This window comes from Paraburkholderia steynii (assembly GCF_900100565.1).
In the GTDB taxonomy this organism is placed as follows: Bacteria; Pseudomonadota; Gammaproteobacteria; order Burkholderiales; family Burkholderiaceae; genus Paraburkholderia; species Paraburkholderia terrae.
Map to the genome: position 1 here is coordinate 88590 of NZ_FNDI01000027.1, position 18185 is coordinate 106774.

Here is an 18185-nt window from a genome sequence, read left to right on the forward strand (position 1 = left end):
GGTATTCTTCCCTCAGGTGATTCAAAGGCCCACGGCATCGGGCCATCAGAAGTTCCGGGTGACGAACATCCCGACGAAGTTCCGGTCCGCATATGGCTGGCCGACCGTGTTGTGGCCTCCCCAGAACAGCGTGTAGTTGATGCCCGCCTGCCAGGTGGTCGGGTTCTGGTTGAACAGCACGTAGAGGTTCAGCGACTTCGCGCCCTGCAGATAGTTCGCGTTGAGTGTCGGCGTATAGCCGTAGAGTCCACCGGCGAAGGTGATACCTGGCGTCACCTGCCAGCCGTGAATCAGCGTGCCGTCATAGGTCCAGTTGAAATCAACTGTTGCACCCACGGAGCTCGACGTGCCTTGCGCCATCCCGATCGGATAGCCGAGACTCGAGTTGTTGTTCAGCCAGGGAAGGTAGCCCGCCTGCGGCAACTGCGTTACCGCCTGTCCGTTGATCGTGCGCGTGATGCCGCTCGAACTCAGGCCCGGGTAGTAGATCCACGTCAGCTCCGCGCTCAGCGTCGCCGAATCCGCGCCGATCAGCTTGAGAAACGGGTACTCGCTGCGCGTGAGGGCGAGGATGCCGTTGATGTCGTACTGAAACTTCTTCATGTCGGCCCACTGCTGGCAGTTGATGCCTGGCACACCATTGGTGTTCAGATCGGGCGCACCACCAGCGCCATAGCAGCTCGACAGCGCCACGGCGTCATGAGGCCGGTACGACAGCTCCGTGCCGATCGCCCAGTCGCCCAGCCCGAAATTCGCGCTCACACCGAACAGTTGCCGGTTCTGCAGATACGACCACTGCTCCGTCCCGTTGGCCAGTGACGAAAGCACAGGGGACTTGTCGGTATAGTTGATGTAGTAGAACGCGAAGTTCGCACCGAAGGAGCGCGGCGCATAGTTGAACTTGAAGCCGAACTGCGGCTTGTACTTCGACGGCGCCTGCCAGTTGACCGGAAGACCGATATCGAAGAAGGGCGGCCCGGCGAATCCGCCATTGACGAGACCGTTGTTGATTCCGTCGAGCACATTCTGGTTGCCGCTATTCGAACCGGCAATCGTCCCCGCACTGGGACCCGCCACGTTGAGGTTGGTCGTGCTGATCGTGAGCGGCTGCGTTCCGCGGCCCAGGCTGTTCGTCGTTGACCAGTAAGATCCGACGGGCGGATAGCGATTGCCATTCCAATTGAACTGGTAGTAGTCCTCAGTACTGAATCCATGCGAAAGATCGACGGCGAAGCTCACCATCGGTGCGGGAAGCAGCGCCTGCTTGAGTTGCGAACCCGGTACCAGCAGCTTCTGGATATCGAGCGAGTTCGTGGCATTGATGCCGCCCTGTGCGAACAGGCTCTCGCCCCAGTTGATCACCTGGTTGCCCAGTCGCACGTGAGCGGACCGCCCGCCGATCGCGAAATCCTTCTGGCCCCACAGATCAAGCAGTTGCGCATCGTAGACGACCTGCGCCGATGCGGTGCTCGACAGTGGCGTTCTCGCAGTGTCTTTCGCGAGGAAGTCGTACATCCCTGTGCCGCGGATCATGAACTTGAGACCGGCGCTCGGCATCTTCATCAGCAGCTCGCTGGTCGCGCTCACGTAGGTACTGAAGGCCTGTCCTTTACGGTAATTCAGGTCGCCGTTGTCGCCGAATCCCCATTGATTGGTGTTGGCCGCCGCGCCGCAACCCTCGGAATTGGGATCGCCCGTAAGCGAGCAACTCGGGTTCTTGGTCCGGATCCCCGCGCCTGCCGTCAGGTTGGTCACCCACGAGCCCGTGAGATCGTTGATTCCTGTCGTAAACTCGTAACCGTACGCGCTCGACGCTGCCGCTCCGAACATGGCCAGCGATACCGCAACATATCTGCCGATGATCTTCGTTTTCATGGTTCTATCCTGCCGTCCTCCTCCAAGCCGGCGCACGCGATTCGCGTGCGCCGGACCCCGACCTTCCAGTGAGCGTCAGCGCTCGCTTACCGACCTCAGCGACTCCGCCGTAAAGAAGTCAACCTTGAAGCGCGGGTTGTCGACATGCTCATACCAGTGAAGATCCTTGCCCTGGCCGATCGACGAAGCATCAAGCACGTAGCGTCCGTCGTTGAGGTCATACTGCACGAACGGCTCGTTATCGCATGCACCGCCCAGCTCCCACACCGGAATCGGGTAGCTCTCGCGCACCTTCCAGAGTTTGCCCTGCGCGTCATAGTCCTCGCCTACGAGCGCGAGCCAGCTGTCCTCGTCCAGATATACGACCTTTTTCGAAGCGACGTGCCGCGCCGTGGGCTTAAGCGTTGCCTCGACCACCCAGACGCGATGCATTTCATAACGACGATGATCGGAGGAAATGCCGTTGGGCGTAGCGACGTCGTGGAGCTTGTCCCTGAAGGCGTACATGCCGAAATCGTCATACGGGACGATCATTTCCTTCTTGCCCACGAGCTTCCAGTTGAACCGGTCAATGGAGCCATTGAACATGTTGGATTCGTCGATCAGATACTGATTTTCGAAGCCGATCAGCGGCGCATCATGCGTGTATGCCGGCATGCGCCTGACGCGACGCTGGCCGGGAAAGTAGTAGTACGTTTCCGAGTCCTTGTCGAAGTACTGGCGCTGCACGAAAGCCTGACCAGCCAGCGCCGCGGGCGAATCGACCGAGAAATACGCGCCGAGGTTAAACTGGTCGACGTCCTGCGGTGTGGTCTTGCCTTCCTTGCCTGCAGGGAAATAGAACGCCTGCGGACCGACTGCGTCGATCCAGTCACTACTGCCGGGGCGCGGGGAAATGGACGTTACAACGGGCGACCACTCGATCCCTTCGCCGCGATAGCGCGTCTCGTAGTTCAGAATCGCTTCGGCGCCGTTTTTCGGCTGCGGGAAGGCGACCCCCGGGAGCACTGCGGCCTGCACCGTTTCGCCATCCGAAGCAAGTTTCGCCGTCGTGAGGTTTGCCTTCGAATTCTGCTCGGCGAATTCCGGCAACTGGCATTCGCGATGTGACGGATAGACGTCCATGCGATAGCCCTTCAGTTGCTTGACGAGTTGGGTCTGCCCCGGCGAAAGCTTGTCGGCATATTTGTCGACGTTCGATGCGTCGATCGTGTACACCGGTTTTTCATTCTTGTACTTCCAGAAGTCACCGCGAACCTTGCCCCATTCCCATCCTCCGGGCGTGGCTTCCCTGCCGGCAAACGCTGGCACGAGCCCGTCCTTGCTGGCCGCGCGCTCGCCGCCGACCGGCGTAAGGTCCTCGGCGACGGCCACTCCGGTCATGAGCAACAATGCCGCGATGGCGGATACGGCTCCGATTGTGTGCTTTCTCATCTCGACTCTCCGTCCTATCCTACATTCATTCGCACTACATATGGATTGATTCAAACCCAATGCCCCTGGACCAAACCGCTCAGCCGTCGCCGCACCCTGCCACGGCCACCGCCCGAATCTCGATGCACAACTCCGGAAGCGCCAGTTGCGTTACACCAACCGCCGTCCACGACGGATAGCACGCCGGGAAGTACGCGTCCTTGACTGCCGAAAAGTCCTTCATCTCGTCGCGAAGGTTAGTGTGAAAAGTGGTCAATTCCACCACATCGGATAGGCTCGCGCCCGCCGTCTCGAGGACGGCCTTCAGGGACTCGAAGGCGATGCGGGCTTGAGCCTGCATGCCCTCGCCGGCCTTCATGTCGGGGCCGATGCCGACCTGACCGGAGACCCAGATCGTGTCCCCCACGCGGGTCGCGGGAGAAAAGTGATAGGCGTCGTAGAACGCTTGGAACGGCTTCGGGATGATCGGTTGCCGCGAAGTGGGCGTTGCCATGATGGTGGTTCCTTTGGTCAGACGAGTTGACGGAAACACGTTGCGCGAAACGGATCCCCGTCTTTCAACGCAGCAAGTTCTTCGAGGAACAAGACCCCAGCCGCGGTGAAGCCCGAGATACTCGGTTGCGGAAGTGGGCTGAAAACCGCGTCGTCGCCGAAAAAGCGCAGTACGAGCGTGTGGCGATCCGGAAACGCTGGGTCCACCGCGCCGCCACCGTGCAGTACGCCCGGATGCATCAGCAAGACGTCACCCGGCTCGGTCGCCCACGAAAGGATGTCGTAGGCAGCCGGGTTAGCGCGGCGCCCTACTTCGATATTCGGCAGGCGCGGCCAGACATCGCCGCCATGCAAGGGATCAGTCGGATCTTCAGCATTTTGAAAGGTCGTGCCGTCGTGACGGGGGCCTTGATGCGACCCGCGCACGACCTCAAGCGCATTTTGTTTGGGCACGGCCTCGAAACTGATCCAGGCATTGCCAAAGTGCATCCCCTTCCATGGCAGGTAGGACGTGTCCTGATGCCAAGGCGAGCGGCCGCTATTGCCCCCGCTCTTGAGAAACAGTTCCTCTGCGAAATACCAGACGTTGTCTGAGCCCCAGAGATCCGCGAACAGTCGGCCGAACGGCAGCTCTCCAACGAGCTCGTCCAGACGTCCCTTCGCATACGGATTGGCGTTGTCGTTGCGCGTCTTGTGCACTGTGCCGTCGAAGAGGCTGCAGGCCATAGGCCCTGGGTTCTCTATACCCCAGTCGAAGACCTGTCGGCACCGGGCCAACTGTTGCTCGTTGAGAAGGCCCTTGACCGGAACGGCGCCGTCCTCCGCGAACGCCTTGCGCGTGGCTTCATCCATAGCTGAACTCCTGAATTGTCAAAAGGCGACCAGGTTGCAAACGCTTCCTGCGGCGCCTTCGTAGAAAATACTACCAAAGTTAGGTCATAATACAAAAATAGAAAAAAGAAGAAAAGACGGGGAATTCCCTGTGTTCTGCGGGTTACGGCCAATGGCGAAGTATCAAACGTGCCCCAGATCCTGCCAGACCACGTTTCACGGGTTCAACGATCGATGAAGGCACGCGAGGCGTTCGACGAGGAAGATGCCGTCGGGCCATAGATCTTCCTGGCGAGCAGTAGCTGGCCCGGCGCACAAGGCTCACGGCCGAAACGCAAATCCGTTCGCGAAGGCCGCCCGGGCGACCTGGTCGGGCAGTTGCGGTTCGACCGGTTGTTCGCTGTCGTTCGGTGCTTCGGTTGCAATCGCTTCCAGAATCATCCTAGGTAATGGCACCAAAATTAGGTCACAAAGAAAAACATTGTGCAAGAGGAAAAAGAGAGGGTATCCCGGTCTCCCCAGGGTTACGCACTAGCCTGCCAGCCCCATGACAACTCCCGGGAAGCGGTTCCGGCACCCGCAAGCAGCTTGAGCGCTCGAGACCGCCTTTTCAGCCGCGAAGCCAGTGGGACACGCCATCAAAATTTTTCTTGACCTCGTTGGTATGTTTACCTATCTTATGCTTCATGTACTACATATAGGTACTGATGTGCCGCAGGCGAGCGAGTTAACAACCCAGCGCCTTGGCATCGGAGGACATGAAAGCCGGCATGGAGCGGCCTTTGTCGCAAAACCGGCGCCCATTAATGGTGGAAAGAGTAGGAGACGATGATGTCCAACATTCTCAGCAACTGGATTTATGTGGGCAGCAATGCATACGACGAATACACGTTCGTGCCTTGGCTGAACAGGAACGTCTACCGACGGACTGTAGATTTTAGTAAGGTATGCTTACTGTAATGCTAATTTGCGGTGAAGGAGAATTGTGATGGGTATCGAAAAGACTTCGGGCGAGCCGGGCATGGCGGGTCGAGCTGGATGAACAAATCAAACGTGAAGAATGCAAGAGCGTGGACAGGTGCCCGTAGCGCACCGACGCTATGCCAATAGCGTTCGCGAGTTGGTTGCGAGCGAAACGTGCGCAGCTTGCATTGATCGGGCGCTCGAGCGTCTGGCTTGACGACTCTGCTGTTTCCGCTGCGGAAGGTGCTGGGCAGATTGTTTGATTTCTTAAAGACTGAATTGGACAGTACCCGACACTTCGATTTTCTACTTTGTTTTTTCATCTATCCGTCGTCGTGTCGTTCCATGGAAGACGATTGAACCGGTCGTGACCATGGAATATTGAGGAACATAGACCATGTTCACGAACCTGAGGGAAGATTCAATTGGGTGGCTACACCCTCTTGCTCGCCGCCTGCGCGACATCGTCCTCTCGGCTATTGTGGTTTTCTGCTCGCTAACGGGGCTGTGTTATGGCGCTGCTGCACCGGCTTTGCCGACGTCGGCTGAAGCGGTCGAACTGCCGCTAGAGGAAGCACCCACAGCAGAGGAAATCGCAGCTGTTGTGAGTTCGCGCTTTCATATAGGATTACACGACGCCTTGGGAATCGGTCACGCGGTGCTAACTGCGGCAAGGCGTTACGCAATCTCGCCGTTGTTATTGCTTGCAGTGATCGCAGTCGAATCTAGTTTCGACCGATTTGCGATAAGTGTTGTTGGCGCCAAGGGACTCATGCAAGTACTTCCATCTCAACACAGAGACCGTGTCCTTCGCACGTCCGATTTGACCGATCCGCGCACCAACGTCCGTATTGGGTCCGCGATTCTCCGAGACTACATAAGGGCGTCAGGCGGAGACCTCGAGGGCGCGCTATGTCGCTATAGCGGGGGCGCCAAGGGCTATGCACGACGGGTTGCCGATCGCTTGAGCATGATGAAAACGGCATTTGGCTTGTAGACGCAGCCTTGTTTGGATTCGATTGTGAGGTAGTACATGGACGCATCGACCCTGTTCCAGGTTATGGCTGCGAGGCTTCGTGCGCGCGCGTCAAGCGATCGATGACACTGCGCGCATAACGCTTTCGTCGATGATCGCGATGCGTCCGTGAGCATGGACAATCATGTAATTTCAGGTCGGCACCCCCGCTCGTGCAGTTCATGCTTGCCCGGATACCGGCGACAGGCAGGCTTCGCCCCGGCATGAAAGACCACAAGCACCTCGTCGCCATTCGCGACTTCCTGCCATACGTGGCTCGCCCGCGTGGCGCACGCGCAGTACGCCTTGACCTCCCTCTCCCATCGCTAGTTCGAAAGGAATGTGTTGGCGTCGAGTCCGCTTTTCCCATGCGCGACTAACGTGCCAAACGGATGTTGGGCAATGCGATCACAGGCTGGTGTAGATGCAAGTTTAGCGAGGCTCGTGCAGCCAGAACTTCCATGGGATTGAAGCCCGTCTCCAATCATTAAGGCGCAGTGCCGAACTGCTCATCGAAAGCCCGAACAGTTGTCTGTAGCGAATTCGCATGTCCAAGGAGGGGTAATGACGAGCTTGCCAGTTCCGAATCCGACGCTGGTCATTGCTGGCATCGACGTGGCGAAAGCCACTTTGGACATAGCAGTTGGTGTGACATCCACTCCGTTGAATCTTCCGAATGATCATGTCAGCTTTGACTCGATGCTTGAGAAGCTTGCAGGTCACCACGTCGCGCTAATCGTCATGGAGGCGAAGGGGGCCGGGAGACGTCTTTTACCTGCGCACCGCAAGCTTCCCGAAACTCGGCGGCCGTCATCAATCCCCGGCAAGCTTGCGACTTGCACGCGCCACGGGCAAGTTGGCGGAGACTGACCGCTCGCCCAGCTCGATGAAGGGTCGATAGCGACGGTCATTTTGAGTGCATACACCGCCGCCTATATGTGTACCCAACACAGGTAGGCAGCAACTAGCTGATTTTTATATAAAAATATTTGGGGACGCAAGGCAATGCGCTGCCAGGCAAGGGCGCCCTAACGGGAAACCTGCGCGAAAATCAAGGCCACACCTGACACGTCGACCAGCACCGTGCTTTCCTCGGCAATCGCAACCTGCGGCGAGAGGTTCAGCAGCCCTGTCGCGATTTCTCGCACCGCGTTGACCTCCGCAGAGCCGTCGCGCTCCTGCATGATGGTGGCAGGTGCGAGCGTCAAGACGCCGCCGCGCCGCATGCCAATGCAGACACCGTCCGCGCGTGCGGACGGGTCGGCCGCAATGACGCGCTCCTTCTCGAGCACTGCGAGGCCTGCGCCGTCATCGGGTTCACGCGACCACTTCGGCCGGAACACTTCGAGGCACAACAACGGGAGATGGACGCCTATCCACAGCTGCATTGCGTTTTACGTTCAGGATTGGAGAGGGCGTCAGAGAGACGAACAGCGGTTCATCGCGGGCAGGGCCACGGCGCTTCAGAAACTGGACATCGACGCCACCTTTCGCAGCGCGAATCGCGAGGCGCAGCGGAGCGGGCGAGGCGTCGCGGGTCGTTGCGAGCGGTCGCACCATGAAAAAGAGCGACTCCGACGTCTGCGCGGCCAAGTGCAGCCGCCGCACCGCCTCGGGCCGCACGTGCTGCTGCCAGAACACGAGCGCGCCGCAGGTGCCCGCGCGCAGAATCTGCTCGGCCGCCCACAACGCGTCTGCCGTCTTCAGTGCTTTCACGATCAGCAGATTCGACGGATCGAGGCCCCACCACGCGAATGCGGTCGGCTGGACGTTGTGCGGTGGCTGGAGGAGCACGATCGGTTTCGATCCCAGGCGCTCAAGGGCGGGCCGTAGCAGACGCAGTTCGCCGCAGCCGGTCTGCTGGACAAGCAGATCGGTGAGCGCGCCGCGAGGCCAGCCGCCGCCAGGCAGTTCTGCTGCGAGGATTTCGTCACCGCAAGGGACGACCCTAGAGGCGGCTCGGGCAAGCTGGTTGCCTTTCCAGAGATCCGGATGGATGGCCTCCGGTAGCGATACGGCGCTCATCGCTCCCCCTTAAAAAGCTGTATATATATACAGTATAGCCTGGATGCGTAAAGAGGTTGAAACCGGTTCTCCCGGCGAACAATCGGTTTATTGCACCGGTGCATCGTCTTCGAGTTGCGTGATAGATTTGCGAACATTCTTATTACGATTGCGCGCTCGTCGACATGCACAACACTTTCTCGCTTCGTCTCACGGCGGCCGTCGCTACCGCTGTCTTGTTGGCCGCCTGCTCGAACAAGTCGACGCCAAACGAAGAGAACTTCGCGGCCGCCGTCAATCAAAAGCTGGCCGCGAGCCCCGAACACTGTCTCCCCGCAGCGTCATGGCCGGCCTCCTCAGAGCCATCGGATCACGGCAATCCATACGCGTTTTACGACGCAGGCATCGGATTCGTTAATGCAGGACTAGCGACAGTGAAAGAGGAGGGTCCAAGCGCGTCGACCAACTTCCGCAAGAAAGCGATTTTCAGTTTGACCGATGAAGGCAAGAAGATCCTGGTACGCGAGGAGTTGCAGCCATACCCGAAACAGGAAACCGGTCGCTTCTGTTATGGAAAGGCCAAATTGACGAAGGTAGTGAAATGGGATGCACCGGTAACCGTGGGGAACGTGACGACCACGACGGTCTATTACTCGTACGCGATCGATGATGTCCCGAAGTGGGCCGAGAACGAGCAGTTGAAGGCCGCTTATCCCGATCTCGCTGCTGACGTGGCGGGGAAGGGCCAAGCGACCCAACCGGTTTCGCTGACGAGTGACGGTTGGCAGGCGGCCAATTAACTACCGCGAAGTGTAAGCGTGCCGAACAAATTGGCGAATGGACGGCGGCGGCTCGCCTGAACGACCTTTTCGAATAGGCGACCGCGGAAATGAAATTGCGGGGTGTCGTCGCTACCCAACGAGAGAAGAAAACGTGTTCATAACTGCAGCTACTTACCACGACCAAGTTCTCAAGCTGGTCGATTCCGGCGAGCCAGTTTCGGCAGCCGTCGCATTCGTCGGCCAAGGCTGCGACGAGATCCTCGGAAGATCCACCGCTTCTGTACGCTTGCTTTGCAATTTACTGTCTGGTGGTACGAACCCCAGAGCAATCCAAGCCCTAAAAGCGTATCGAGGCATCGAGATTCGTCATCTCCGAAACCTTCACGCAAAGGTTATTATTGGCGATACCAGTGCGATCATCGGTTCAGCGAATCTGTCCGAAAACGGGCTGACTACAAACCCGGATATGGGCTCCGGGTGGCACGAGGCAGGTTGGCTCGTAAATGACCGAGACAGCCTTCGCGATATGGACGCGTGGTACCAAAAACTGTGGGCTGCCGCGTTGCAAGTTACGGACGATGACCTCAAGCAGGCGGAGGCAATGTGGGGGGACCAGAATACTGCGGCATTCGTCAGCAGTGGTCGCAGTGGGGCCCGCTTTGCCGATGTGCACCGCCAACAAGTCGACGGCGTGCCGATCTACATGTGCATTTATAGCGATGACGCGTCAGAGCGAGCCGTCAAAGCGGCCTCCACGAAACTGTCCGACATTGAGCGAAGTGGCTCGGTTGTGCCCAGCGTCTCGCCATACGAAATCTTCGACGGATGGTCGAGCCTCCCCTCTGACGGCCCGCTGCTTTGCTTCCGCATCCGCGCAAACGGCTCGCTGGTGAGCGAAGGCGCGTGGAAGTACATAAGCGAACTCGATACCAGTTACAGCCACCGCGGTCAACGCCACAACGTGTTCTTCGCTTCACGTGTCCGGAAAGTACTCGAGTGGAAGTACGGACCGGCTGACGCAAAACTTCTGGCCAGTGCGCTTGAGGGGGCGTCTGAGAGCATTCTCGCGAAGCACGACCGTAAGGGCTACATATCGCTGCACGAAGCGCTGACGATCGCCGGAGTGGATAGATTGCGCGATTGATCGGGAAACAGGAACCAACTACTTCGGATTACTCGCGCGCTTTTGGTGCCTTGCTTGGCGGCAGCATGCGCCGCGCCTTCGGCCTTCGATTGGCCGCGCTCGTTGCGAGCCTCTCGCAAGTCACTGGCAACTGACCGCGCGGCCTTCAACTCCTTTCAGAGTGTATGTGTGCCAAAGCAACGCTGCGGGGCTCAAAACAAAACTGGCATCGAGGTCTTGAACGACCCGACTCACGCGCAGTTCCGCCAGCATCGCACAACCTGGATGAATGGGTCCAAATGACGGAAGACGCAGCAAAGCGGCAGAAGCCGATGGTTGTGGAGTTCGATCCCGACTTCATGCTCGTGTCGATGGAGATGTGGCGCAAATCGCTCGACATGGAAATTCCCATCGCCGACGAGTTCAAGATTCATTTCATGGCGAACCGCCGCCGGCTGCTGGAGGGATTCGCGACGACGGGCAAGGCGTGGAAGGTCATGCTGGGCGACATGACGGCGGTCCACGAGCCCGCCAGACTTGAGGACGTGCGACGCGAGGTGCAGGCGTTTCTCAGTTGGGCCGAGGGCGGTCTGCAGGCACTGGATGATCTGGCCCCAAAATGTTGATAAAAAACATGTCAAATATATTGCTTTCCATATCGACCTAACCTGTGCCGACATTGCCGAGAAGTGTTAATATGTTGGCAATGTTGGCATTGACGGAGGTCGCAATGATTCTCGATGACCACGCGAAGGTCGAAGGCTCCGAAGGTCGGTACGTCCAGTTCAGTGTCCCGCTGCCGGCAGGGGTCAACCCGGCGGTTGCGGAATCCTTCCAGGCAAGCTTTGAGCGGGCTGCAAGACTGATGTTCTCAACTCCAGATGCGAGTCAAGGCGTCATCGAGCGGGCAGACGAAATTGTGCGTCTGGTGACCCGTCTCGTCGAGCCATCCGACGAGTTGCTGTTTGAGCGGCAGCAGCGAATGGCGACAATGCGCGCTGTTTTCGAGTCCGGCGACTGGCTGACGTCCGAGCAGATAAATGCTCTGCAGCAGACGCCGCCGGGCAGCAAGTCCCAGCCGGCCAGCGACTGGAAACGCCGCGGCCGGATTTATAGCGTGAACGTGAATGGCCGGGAATACTTTGCGGCATATCAGTTCGATGCTCTGTGCCAGCCCTTGCCCATCATTCGCGAGATCCTTGCTGCGCTCGGACCCGTTGCCGATACGTGGAAGATCGCTGCATGGTTTCATGCTCCAAACGGCTGGATCGCGACGCAGGGCCCGGGAGATCCACGGCCAGTGGCCCCCAGGGATGCGCTAGACCGTCCGGATGATGTCCTGGCAGCGGCTCGTCGGCATCATGGGAGCTACAGCGCGTGATCTGGATCCCCGCTCCGCGCGAGAGCGAAGAGTTCGTACTGGAGGAAATAACCCGAGAAGACGTGCCAGAATGGTATCACGTCTATTCAGTGGATCCTCATCCCAACACGGCGTCCAGTTTTGCCAAGGGCTGGGGCGACACCCGGTTCGCACCGCTCAAACAACCGGACGCAACGCCCGTCCACACTTACTACGCAGCCAGCACGTTTAACTGCGCAATCATGGAGTCGGTTTTTCACGACATCCCCCTTAACCCGGCAGGCAGCTTCGATCTCGACAGGCTGGACAGCTATCAGATTGCTCGCATCGCATTCGATGATCCGATCCAGTGTGTGAGCTTTCATAGTCCGTATCTTCCTGCACTGGGACTGGAGCGACATCGGTTGATCGAAAGTCTGCCAGCCTTTTACCCGCAGACCCGACAGTGGGCACAGGCAGCATTTGACCAAAGACCCGACGCTCAAGGTATTGCTTACGGTTCCCGTCGCCATGACGCTGGTCGTTGCATCATGCTCTTTGGCCAGCGCATACCCGGCTATCCGGACAAACCATTCAATGTCATCGAACACGTCTCGCTCGCTGAACTTCCTGCGCGCAGCAAGGTAGTCAAACTCGCTACAAGTTTGAAGATTGGAATGGTCTGAACAGCCAGTACAACGACGAGGAGTTGCGCATTTGATTTTTGAACCGTACATGTTCTGAGGGTTGCCTTCGACGGTATAAAGCCGTCCTGCCCTCCGCGTTACGAGCAAGCCGACTCTCCCACCACAGACGCCCTCGCGTTGTCGATTTGTTATCCTTTGATGCTCACGATCCCGTTCATTTGATCGCAATCGTTCTAATCGGCCCTTGATGCATCCATGACGGCGAATTCAAACGATCTACCTCACCCAGGGTGTGTTGGTGGGCGACTTTCGTACGCGGACAATGCTACCCAGATCCCCGCTAACCGGTATTGGGCAAAATTGGCGTATCCGGGAAATATTCTGACGAAAGCCGTCGGCATCGATCCCCTAGAATTATCCCGTTCCAACCCCGTGGAACAACTGGTCTAGATCGTTGTTGTGCCGCGCCGGCCCATGCTGGCGCGGTCTTTTTCATGATCTCGGAAGCGGTAAATTGGAACCGAACGGGGGTTCCATTCGGCGGAGCCGCACCAGATGTCTCGGTGCGGCCACTTTTTTTGCTTACCGCGCTCCCATTTTCGTAAATCGACCAGGCCGCCATACTAAAAGAACCATGTAGATTCATTGACTATGAATCTGTACTTGCAGCCATCGACGAAAACTGACCTCGCTCAAATCTACGTGTCGTCGATGCCGTCGACATCGGAACGGTCTGGTCAGAGTCTAAACCTGACAAGTCCGAGGTGAGTGTTCTCGGGATACTCATTGGCGTACCATACATGTTCGTTGGCGATATCAGTGAGCGGACGATCACGGCGATCGTGGCAACGTTGCGCTCATCACAAGCCCGGACGACGATTGTTTGAATACCAGAACAATCAATCTCCGTGCAATTGCCTGCTACCGGAAGTGCGGCTTTCTACAGATGTCGGTCGGCGAGAAAACGAGCGCAACGGAAGGACGAACTCATTTCGTTTATAACGAAATGGAACTTCCCATAGCATAAGAAGACCTCGCAAGACGTCCTCAAAAGAACGCTTACGAATAATCCTTACAATGACTACCGGATGTGGTGAACCAGAGCGTCGCTGCTCTTCCGGCGGCGCGTGGCGCACAAAGACAGTGTTTTGCCCGCACCATGACGTATAGCGACAAGGTTTTGGAGCGCATCGAGCGCCCTTCTGTGTCAGCCTTTACGGTGGTCTAAGACGCCGGAATCAGTGGCTTTCAGAAAAGGAAGTTCGAATGCGACGTATCAAGCTCAAACCTGCCGGCCGTCTGACACGGCTCGGCTTTAAACCGCTTTTGTCCGGAGACAGTGCTTCGGCGTCCGGAAACTGCGATACCACCTATGGATGCTCGCGCTGTGGTTTTGCCCTTCTCAAAGGCAATCGCGAATCTGCACTTTGTCGGTACTACATCCGTTGCCCCATGTGTTATTCGATCAGCATCGGCGCATAGACAAACAAGGTTCATCAAGGAAAACCTCAGTGATTGATAAAGTTCCTGACGATTTGCACGAGCGCGTTCTGAGCATCGAGATCGCATGTCAGAACCTCATTGGCCAACTAGCTGTGATGTCCGTCGCGATACATGCGCTCGTGCGCACGCACGCCGATCCATCATCAGCTCTAGCGCTTTTTGAAAGCGAGTTCGAAGCCGTCCTTGAATCTGCTCCGGGCTCATCACGCCTTGATCCTTGGGTGATATCTGCGCGCCGCGAAGCGAATTTGCTTAGACGCCATTTCGCGAACGGTGTCCGCACGCGCGAAATGCGCTGAGCACTTGTTGCGGTGGCGTCGCCCCATGCGCCAGAACTCGGACGAGGTCACGGATGCAGTCTCGTAAAAAACACCATGCGTTTCCATCAACAACTCATAAATGCCACCAGCGGACGCCGAGAACTGCAGATCTACTACGAAGGATTTCTTCGCGTAGTCGAGCCACACACGTACGGAATCGACTACCGTGGTCATCACGTGCTGCGTGCCTACCAGATCGCTGGCGGCAGCGAACGCGCGCACCTGTTTAGCTGGAAAGTGATCCGAACCGATGAGATTTCGCACCTCTGCGAAACCGGAACTCGCTTTCATTCGGTTCGCCCGGGATACAGACGCGAAGCCCTTCCGATGAAGCGCATCTATGCGCGGTTCTGACTTACACCTGTCAGACTTCATAAGAGGAAGCCCGATGGACGAAAAATCGATTAACGAACGCCTCGCACGCAGTGAATGCAGGGTCGAGGGTGCAAGATGCGATCGCTGGCTTGCAGTGGAAACGTTGTCTCAGATGCTGGTGCTCATGCTTTTGCCGTGTGCCACGAAAAGCCGCATCTGGTCGGCGCGCGCGTTCGAGCTAATCTCAAACGAGTGCTCGAATACGGCGACGATGAGCCTCTTCCAAACGCCTTTCGAGATGCCTTGCTGAGAGCGGCAAACCCTTTCCCGGCGCGCTAGTGCGAGACGGCCGCGCAACGGACGAAGGCTGACGCGCTTCGTGCTGCCTCCTGGGCCGGTCGACGCAGTTGGAATATCGATTCTTTTCACGAGAGGAAGCTCCTGTGGACTATCCGGACGACGACGAAATCAACGACGGCGACCAACTGGTCGAGCGTGTTGATGAAGCGCCGCTGGTCGTCTCGCGGAGGCGCTAGAGCACCGGCAGCGTCGTCATTCGGATGCCGGTGACCTCTGCCGCTTTGACCACGCGCTGGGCCAGTTCGGCGGAGTTCGTATAACGCCGGCCGACCTGCGCGTGAAGCACGTAGTGGAATTCGCAAACCGACTTCTAGTCAGCCTTTGACGATTCGACGCAAAGCCAGCCTCGATCGCGGTGAGATCGTTGGGCGTGATGCGCACCCCTCTTCCTCTAAATAAGACAAGCCGCGACTGTTGCCCGGTTTTCGCGATGACTGACGAGGACGGGCCGAATTGGCACACGATCTGATCGGTTTGTTCTCGTACCGTCGCTGATCTGTGAGCCCAAGGACACACACTTGAAGGATGGTGAACCCGCAGGCCGAGGTCGGCGAACAAGTCTATCGGACGAGACGCAGGCTCAGCCATCCGCGCTAAGGTTTACCGTTGCCGAGCTGCACGATATCGCAATCCACCCATACGGCGCGCCACACGACCGTCCGTGGGTGCCGAAGACATCGGGTGAGTTCCTCTCGAGCGAATCGATGCGATCAAACTGCCGCGTGCAGCTCCATCGCGTGGATGGTCGGAAAACCTTAACGTGCGGGCGTATGTGTGCGACGGCATACAGGCGCGCGCGGCAAATGTTTCGGCAAAAAAGGAAAGCGCAATGAGCTGGAGATCGCTTGCTCCGGCCCGGAACAATTGGTCTAGTTGGTCCTGACATTTCGCTGAGATATCTCGGTGCAGTCTTCCTTGACTAATGGTCACGAAGTCGATTGGTTACTGAAACAAAAGCGGAGGCATTCAGGCCCCGCCGCATCAGAAAGCTCGGTATGGCTTCCTTTTCATTTGCTCGCCATCCTTCCCGAACGCATCGGGTCATCCAAATTTTATCTAAATCAACCGATGCTGCGTGGATATCACACCAGAAGGTCACCGGAGAAAAGCGGCCAGTGGCGGGATCTATGTGACTGGCAAATGCAAATAGCGCTGAGATACCGATCATGCAGAGAGCGAGAACCACGTCGATCATCACACCTCCAGGTGAAAGCGTGACGCAGTGTAACGTCTATCCAACTCGAATAATTTCAGTCGACGGATATCGCAAACATTCTGTCTTCCGCGAGCAAACCATGGCCGTATGCTTCATCCATTCCGGTCCTCGGAAACGTGCGGTCAGTTGAGTTTTGCCGCCGCTTACCCTCCCTCGAGGTGCGTTCTCCCTTCCATCGGAAAGGCGGCGACCAGTAGCGCGGCGATTGCGCTTAGATACTGAATCGACAGGTTTTCCCCATATAGAACTCTCTTGTCACTCAGCTTTGTCGCCGACCGGGCTAGGTTGACCTATCAACGAACCTTTACAAGTCCCTCCAGTTACTTTCATATCCTTTCGCACGGAAAAGGAGCTAGTTTGACGGGGACCGAAAGGTATCCGATGACGTCCGTGGTTGTCGGCTCTGTCGAACAAGTCCGATTCCATGACCAATCGACGCGCTTCGGACGAAAAGGAGATAATTCTGTGATCTTACGTGGTAGTTTGTCGCGCCGGACTTTCGTAGACGCGGCTTTGGGATAAACGCCGGTATGTGAAACGCGGATACACAGGTCGATGAGCTTGACTGAGCAAACCTTTCGTGAGCTTCAGGACCTCGACACGGAACAAAGCCACGAAATGAATCACTGATCCATTGCACTCGTCCGCGAGTCAAGCCTGCGCTCCGTGATTTTGCGTTATCACGCGAAACAAGCTTCTCCCGAAGGCAAGACTCGCTCGAGCCTGAAGATTCCTAACGAGCGCGTACCGCAACATTTCGGCCGATCGATCTGCGTTGCGCGGCAATATGTCAATTGCTTCAATGAAATCGTCGATCGCGTCGCACGCGTCGCTGTCTGCGAGAAGAGCAAACTTCTCAGTGTGATCGTTGCGGACGGCGAGGAAATTTCCAGCGGCCGCATCAAAGGAGCAACCCGATATACTCTTCTTGCCCCGGAAACTTATAACCATGTCCGCTGCGTCGATCGCGTTAGCCAAGACGGGCGTTTCGATGCCTGCATCCAAAAGCGGCACGCCGACCGAAGGCGCCCCTGATTGCAGCAGGTTTGTACCGGCCAGAAAATGCGTATTCTGTGCTTTCGACAATGCACGGACGAACCGGGCATTGCGACTCGATTCTTCACGAACGCTCTCGTCGTCCGGAATAAGGACGGCGAAGTCCGTCTTCGTCAGACCGAACGCAGCCCTCGCTCCTTCTCGCGCCTGACGTTCGACGCGTTTTTGTTGAGGTGGCAAAAGCCTGATCGTTGACGACGTATGCAGGGAGCTCCCATTCGCCATGTCAGTGGTGCGCAAACTCGGTGATGTCATCGGCTGGGTATCGAGCACGAATACACGTGCCGGGGCGAGGCGCCGCCTCAGCAAAAACTCATAGTCAGCGAGGGTGTCGGCGCATGATTCGAGCCCGACAAATATAAGTACATGTGGACCGCCCACCTCGGCGACGGCCGCTGCGCACGTCAACGCCGCAAGCAACGGAGTGTTCGCAGCGTTGGACCTGAATGTATTGCACTCGACGTTCTCAACGTCGACCAGAGCGACCGCCTCAAGACCCTCAGCCGGCGAATAGCATCGGAAGAATTCCTCGTTGAACGGCGTGATGATTTTAATCGCAACTCCAGAAAGCGAGCGAATCCCTTTCACCCCGTCCATCACCAGTTCAAGGGTGTCGCGCCGGACGACAGGGACTACAAAAAATAACTCCGATGCCAATTTTCCCTCGTTACCGTCTATTAATCGTCGTCGAAGCATTCGATGTCCCAGAGTATTGTTTTACCCGTCGTCGAAACAGTCATATTGCTTTTCATGCATGACGCACCGTATTTGATCAATGCGGATCGCATTTATTAACGGGAGAACGTTTGCGACACGAAACAAAGGAATTACCCGACCAGGCGGTAACCTAACGTCTTTCCGATTGTCCCTGTGTCCAGCTTGAAAAGCGACTCCCTCGATCACATATTTT

The 18185-nt window shown here is 57.3% G+C and carries 17 protein-coding genes and 2 pseudogenes; 7 read left to right on the forward strand and 12 right to left on the reverse strand.

Annotated features, from left to right (window positions below):
* Positions 1-45 precede the first annotated feature (45 nt).
* The 4 genes from BLT65_RS35620 to BLT65_RS35635 all read right to left on the reverse strand — a co-directional run bounded on the left by BLT65_RS35620 (position 46) and on the right by BLT65_RS35635 (position 4653).
* Positions 46-1875, reverse strand: a complete 1830-nt coding sequence (locus BLT65_RS35620; protein ID WP_091787091.1) for a DUF1302 domain-containing protein — start codon at positions 1873-1875, stop codon at positions 46-48.
* Between the two features lie 75 nt (positions 1876-1950).
* Positions 1951-3309, reverse strand: a complete 1359-nt coding sequence (locus tag BLT65_RS35625) for a DUF1329 domain-containing protein (protein WP_042305829.1) — start codon at positions 3307-3309, stop codon at positions 1951-1953.
* Between the two features lie 79 nt (positions 3310-3388).
* The gene (locus BLT65_RS35630; RefSeq protein WP_091787094.1) at positions 3389-3802 is read right to left on the reverse strand and encodes a RidA family protein; all 414 of its coding nucleotides are present in this window, start codon (positions 3800-3802) and stop codon (positions 3389-3391) included.
* Between the two features lie 17 nt (positions 3803-3819).
* Positions 3820-4653 (reverse strand): phytanoyl-CoA dioxygenase family protein, encoded by an 834-nt coding sequence (locus BLT65_RS35635; RefSeq protein ID WP_042305831.1) that lies wholly within the window; start codon positions 4651-4653, stop codon positions 3820-3822.
* Positions 4654-5992: 1339 nt separating this feature from the next.
* Here BLT65_RS35635 and BLT65_RS35640 point away from each other — a divergent pair.
* Complete coding sequence (locus BLT65_RS35640) at positions 5993-6592, forward strand: lytic transglycosylase domain-containing protein (protein ID WP_042305832.1); 600 nt, start codon at positions 5993-5995, stop codon at positions 6590-6592.
* Positions 6593-6656: 64 nt separating this feature from the next.
* Here the strand turns inward: BLT65_RS35640 and BLT65_RS48130 are convergent.
* A pseudogene (locus BLT65_RS48130) lies at positions 6657-7014 on the reverse strand (FMN-binding negative transcriptional regulator); the annotation flags it as partial.
* 160 nt (positions 7015-7174) lie between these two features.
* Here BLT65_RS48130 and BLT65_RS35645 point away from each other — a divergent pair.
* Positions 7175-7480, forward strand: coding sequence for a hypothetical protein (locus BLT65_RS35645; RefSeq protein ID WP_091787097.1), 306 nt, complete (start codon positions 7175-7177; stop codon positions 7478-7480).
* A gap of 158 nt (positions 7481-7638) precedes the next feature.
* Here BLT65_RS35645 and BLT65_RS35650 read toward each other — a convergent pair whose 3' ends face one another.
* Complete coding sequence (locus BLT65_RS35650; RefSeq protein WP_167306601.1) at positions 7639-7902, reverse strand: Y-family DNA polymerase; 264 nt, start codon at positions 7900-7902, stop codon at positions 7639-7641.
* Positions 7903-7927: 25 nt separating this feature from the next.
* Positions 7928-8635 (reverse strand): translesion DNA synthesis-associated protein ImuA, encoded by a 708-nt coding sequence (gene imuA / locus BLT65_RS35655; RefSeq protein WP_091787103.1) that lies wholly within the window; start codon positions 8633-8635, stop codon positions 7928-7930.
* Between the two features lie 164 nt (positions 8636-8799).
* On the opposite strand from imuA, the gene BLT65_RS35660 reads away from it, so the two are divergent.
* The 5 genes from BLT65_RS35660 to BLT65_RS35680 all read left to right on the forward strand — a co-directional run bounded on the left by BLT65_RS35660 (position 8800) and on the right by BLT65_RS35680 (position 12544).
* Positions 8800-9414, forward strand: a complete 615-nt coding sequence (locus tag BLT65_RS35660) for a hypothetical protein (protein WP_091787106.1) — start codon at positions 8800-8802, stop codon at positions 9412-9414.
* Positions 9415-9451: 37 nt separating this feature from the next.
* Positions 9452-10540, forward strand: a complete 1089-nt coding sequence (locus BLT65_RS35665; RefSeq protein ID WP_091787109.1) for a phospholipase D family protein — start codon at positions 9452-9454, stop codon at positions 10538-10540.
* Positions 10541-10818: 278 nt separating this feature from the next.
* Positions 10819-11145, forward strand: coding sequence for a hypothetical protein (locus BLT65_RS35670; RefSeq protein ID WP_091787111.1), 327 nt, complete (start codon positions 10819-10821; stop codon positions 11143-11145).
* Between the two features lie 104 nt (positions 11146-11249).
* Positions 11250-11900: a hypothetical protein gene (locus BLT65_RS35675; protein WP_143036617.1), complete on the forward strand. Its 651-nt coding sequence runs from the start codon at positions 11250-11252 to the stop codon at positions 11898-11900.
* Complete coding sequence (locus tag BLT65_RS35680) at positions 11897-12544, forward strand: RES family NAD+ phosphorylase (protein WP_091787117.1); 648 nt, start codon at positions 11897-11899, stop codon at positions 12542-12544. The genes BLT65_RS35675 and BLT65_RS35680 overlap by 4 nt, the downstream gene beginning before the upstream one ends.
* Before the next feature lie 1667 nt (positions 12545-14211).
* Here the strand turns inward: BLT65_RS35680 and BLT65_RS47415 are convergent.
* The 5 genes and pseudogenes from BLT65_RS47415 to BLT65_RS35700 all read right to left on the reverse strand — a co-directional run bounded on the left by BLT65_RS47415 (position 14212) and on the right by BLT65_RS35700 (position 17932).
* On the reverse strand, positions 14212-14619 hold the full coding sequence (locus BLT65_RS47415; protein WP_167306602.1) for a hypothetical protein: 408 nt from the start codon (positions 14617-14619) through the stop codon (positions 14212-14214).
* A 192-nt stretch (positions 14620-14811) separates the two neighbouring features.
* A complete protein-coding gene (locus tag BLT65_RS46745) occupies positions 14812-15072 on the reverse strand; it encodes a hypothetical protein (protein ID WP_143036618.1) in 261 nt (86 codons plus the stop codon).
* 50 nt (positions 15073-15122) lie between these two features.
* Positions 15123-15381 (reverse strand): annotated as a pseudogene (locus tag BLT65_RS48830) (formimidoylglutamate deiminase); the annotation flags it as partial.
* Positions 15382-15922: 541 nt separating this feature from the next.
* Positions 15923-16198, reverse strand: a complete 276-nt coding sequence (locus tag BLT65_RS46750; protein WP_143036619.1) for a hypothetical protein — start codon at positions 16196-16198, stop codon at positions 15923-15925.
* A 672-nt stretch (positions 16199-16870) separates the two neighbouring features.
* Positions 16871-17932 (reverse strand): hypothetical protein, encoded by a 1062-nt coding sequence (locus BLT65_RS35700; protein ID WP_244186872.1) that lies wholly within the window; start codon positions 17930-17932, stop codon positions 16871-16873.
* Positions 17933-18185: the final 253 nt, after the last annotated feature.